This window comes from Bacillus sp. mrc49 (assembly GCF_002803435.1).
In genome coordinates this window covers 1-3,914 of record NZ_PHNG01000652.1, presented here as the reverse complement: position 1 = coordinate 3,914, position 3,914 = coordinate 1, and the positions used below count along the sequence as shown (strand labels likewise).

Annotated in this window: 5 protein-coding genes; all 5 read right to left on the bottom strand. The window is 45.0% G+C overall.

Annotated elements, in window-relative coordinates:
- Nucleotides 1–249: dihydroneopterin aldolase (gene folB, locus CVN76_RS08560; protein ID WP_100530920.1), on the bottom strand; the 249-nt coding region annotated here is incomplete at its 3' end.
- A 1-nt stretch (nucleotide 250) separates the two neighbouring features.
- On the bottom strand, nucleotides 251–1,087 hold the full coding sequence (folP, locus tag CVN76_RS08555; RefSeq protein ID WP_100530919.1) for a dihydropteroate synthase: 837 nt from the start codon (nucleotides 1,085–1,087) through the stop codon (nucleotides 251–253).
- Nucleotides 1,088–1,251: 164 nt separating this feature from the next.
- A complete protein-coding gene (cysK, locus tag CVN76_RS08550; protein WP_100530918.1) occupies nucleotides 1,252–2,178 on the bottom strand; it encodes a cysteine synthase A in 927 nt (308 codons plus the stop codon).
- A gap of 129 nt (nucleotides 2,179–2,307) precedes the next feature.
- Nucleotides 2,308–3,204, bottom strand: a complete 897-nt coding sequence (locus tag CVN76_RS08545) for a peptidyl-prolyl cis-trans isomerase (RefSeq protein WP_100530917.1) — start codon at nucleotides 3,202–3,204, stop codon at nucleotides 2,308–2,310.
- A gap of 18 nt (nucleotides 3,205–3,222) precedes the next feature.
- Nucleotides 3,223–3,914 (bottom strand): Hsp33 family molecular chaperone HslO (gene hslO, locus CVN76_RS08540; RefSeq protein ID WP_100530916.1); only part of this gene is annotated, 692 nt, incomplete at its 5' end.

Genomic DNA, 3,914 nt, shown 5'->3' with positions numbered 1-3,914 from the left:
AAGTTCGGAAGCGATCTTTTCAGCAACCGCCTCCACTAACTTATAAGGTTTCCCTTCTACAACGCCTTTACACAATTCATATAATTCGCCGTAGTTAATCGAGTCCTTTAGGTCGTCACTCTTCCCCGCCTTGGCTAAATCGGTTTCGACTGTAAGGTCGACTTTAAACCGCTGACCAAGCTTCGTTTCTTCTGGAAATACTCCGTGATACCCATAAAACTCCATTTTATTCACAAATATCTTATCCATTTCATTCACCTTTTCCTAAAAGCGCATCCATCATCTTTGCAGTTCGCGCCATTTCCTTTACATCATGCACCCGAACCATTTGGCAGCCCTGCTGAATTCCATGGCAGATTGTAGCGGCGGTTCCTTCCCTTCGCTCACCTGGAGGCAAATCCAGAACATGCCCGATCATGGACTTTCTCGATGTTGCAAGCAAGACTGGGTAGCCTATTGCTACAAGCTTATCAAGATTCCGCATCATTTCCAAATTAAACTTCAAGTCTTTTGCAAAGCCTATGCCTGGATCGAGGATGATGTTTTCTTCCTTGACGCCAGCCTGCTTTACGATCATGACGCTTTCGAATAAGTCCTCAAAGACATCGCGAATGAAATGACCATAATCCATATTATCCCTATTATGCATCAAAATAATCGGCACACCAAATTCCGCTGCAACTTTTGCCATCAAGGAATCGGCTTTGCCTCCCCAAATGTCGTTTAATATATGGGCCCCTGCCTTAACAGCTTCCTTGGCCACCTTTGATTTATAGGTATCAATCGATATCGGAATTTCTATGTTCCGGGAAATCGCCTCGATGATCGGAGCGACCCTTTCTATCTCCTGATCATCCGATATCCTCTCATAATTAGGGCGGGTCGACTCACCGCCTATGTCGAGAATATCCGCACCGTCTTTCACCATCCGTTCCGCATGCTTCAAAGCAGCATCTACCCGATTATATTTCCCGCCATCCGAGAAAGAGTCAGGCGTAACATTCAAAATCCCCATAATTAAGGTTTTCTTGCTGTAATCCAATTCATATGAGCCGCATGTAAGTTTAGTCGCTCCTGCTAATGACATCCAACGTTCTCCTCCGCCTAAAGAAATCTATATTAAGAGTTTACCCATTTACACACGCATAGTGCAAGCCATCGGCGAAGATTAGCAGTGGCCTAGACCTTTTTTCTGCAAAAAGAAGAGCAAAGCCCACCGGGGACTTTGCTTCTCATTAAACGAAAGTATTATTACTCAAAGTTATATAGCGGAGTACTTAAGTACCGTTCGCCATTACTCGGGATGATGGCCAGGACCTTTTTGCCTTTTCCCAGTTTTTCAGCAACTTTAACGGCTGCCGCAATGGCGCCTCCAGAAGAAATCCCTCCAAGGATTCCCTCCTCTTTAGCTGCACGGCGGGCATAATCGAATGATTCCTCGGTATTGACTTGAATGATTTCGTCATATAAGTCCGTATTGAGGATACTAGGTACGAATCCCGCACCTATCCCTTGGATTTTATGCGGTCCAGGGTTCCCCCCGGATAATACAGGGGAATCCGCTGGCTCGACAGCAAAAATTTTGATGTCAGGATATTTCTCACGAAGAACTTCACCCGCACCAGTGATCGTCCCCCCCGTACCGATACCGGCTACGAAAGCATCCAGGCCTTCATCACCAAAGGCTTCGACGATTTCAGGACCTGTAGTGTTGCGATGAACTTCAGGATTGGCGACATTCTCGAATTGCTGGGGAATGAAGTACCCTTTTTCCTTAGACAGCTCAGTAGCCTTAGCGATGGCACCCTTCATTCCTTCAGGTCCAGGCGTAAGGACTAACTCTGCTCCAAAAGCACGAAGTAAATTGCGACGTTCCAGACTCATCGTTTCCGGCATGACGAGGATTGATTTATAGCCCTTCGCTGCCGCTACCATCGCAAGTCCGATACCCGTGTTTCCGCTAGTAGGTTCAATGATCGTGTCACCTGGCTTAAGGGTGCCGTTTTTTTCTGCTGCCTCGATCATCGCAAGGGCGATGCGATCTTTTACACTGCTGCCTGGGTTAAAGTACTCAAGTTTCAAATAGATATCCGCACTGTTTTCAGGTTGAAGCTTGTTCAGCTTCACGATGGGTGTTTGCCCAATCAAATCGATTACAGAATTAGCTATACGTGCCATTTTCTCCACTCCTCATCATTTCAATACCGAGTATTTTTGTAGGTTTTATTATTTTAAAGTTACCAGTTTCATTAGTTCGTTGTCAATGATTATCTATTATATTCTAAATTTTCTTACACATCCAACGAACTACTTTTGTTCCTTCAAACCATAAAACCATTCAACATCAAATTCATCCCAGAAAATCTTTCCGGATACCGGTGCCTGAATCTGTTCAAGAGCTATTTGGCGATGTATCTTATCTTTAACTTCATCGTATTCATACTGTTTGCCTTTAATTTTTTCGTGCAGATAGAGAACGGCCCAGCCATCTTCCGTCTTGACCGCCTCACTCCACTTATTGACTTGTAATTTTTCTGCCACTTCAATGTATTCCTTAGGGACCTGCTCGTTATCCTGGGATATATAACCCATGTCGCCCCCCTGATTGGCCGTGAATTCATCCAGGGATTTTTCCATCGCCAAAACCTCAAAGGAGACGCCTTTAGCCAATTCACGCCTGATTTTTTCCGCTTGCTTTTTCGTAGACGTGGTAATGTGGGATATATGATACGTGGTGGGAATCCGATAGATGTCCTTATTATCATCATAATACTTCTCCATGACGGCCCCGGAGACAGAGACGTCCTTGGTGAGCAGCTTTTCAAGCAGGAGGCTCGACTGAACTTCCTGCCTCAATTGATCGGTGCTTTTATTAAGAGTCTGACCTGCAGCTCCATACATCGTCTTCATCATTTTAAGTTCCCGGTCAACCTCTTTATTCGAAATTTTCACTTTGTATTTTTCTGCTGCCTGTTTCACGACCTCTTTATCCACCATTTCCTCAAGTACGTCTTCTCCATATCTCTTTTCGAGCTCATTAATCCATGCTTCCCGGGAAATATCCTTGGATCCAACCCTGGCGGCTGTCTCCTCTCCTATTACGGATTTAGAAGTGATTAATGGTTTTATGACAAAGATAATGATAGTCAAAAGGTTCAGCACAGCAAGGCCGGCAATGATCGCCCGAAGCTTTTGTTTAGGCAAGACCTTTTCCTCCGTCAATTATTTTTCTGTTTCTGCTTCCAGTTCTTCAAGATCTTCTTTCGAGAATTGGTAGGTTTCATTGCAAAAATGGCATTGCGCCTCCGCTTTTCCTTCTGTCTCGATAATATCCCGAATTTCATCTTTCCCAAGGCTGATCAATGCATTGGCAATTCTCTCCCTTGAGCATTGACAGGAGAATTCGACATCCATTTTTTCTAAAATGTTCACATTGCCTTCACCCAAAATTTCCGTTAGGATTTCTTCCGGCGTCAAGCCTCTTTGAATCATTTTCGAGACAGGCTCGATTGTGCTCAGGCGACTCTCGATTTTGGAGATCGTTTCATCGGATGTTCCAGGCAGCAATTGGATGATGAATCCCCCCGCCGCAAGAATCGAATTATCAGGATTCACCAGGACCCCTACACCCACTGAAGATGGCACCTGTTCAGAAGTGGCAAAATAATAGGTGAAATCCTCACCTAATTCGCCAGACACAATTGGCACTTGCCCTGAAAAGTTATCCCGAAGACCGATATCCTTGACAACCGTCAGCAACCCTTCCGTTCCGACAGCTTTCCTGACATCAAGCTTTCCGTGTTCGTTCAAATCAAAATGAGTTTGGGGGTGCGTTACATATCCGCGAACTTCGCCCTTTGCATTGCTATCGACAAGGATCGACCCGATCGGTCCTCCGCCCTCTATTTTAATCG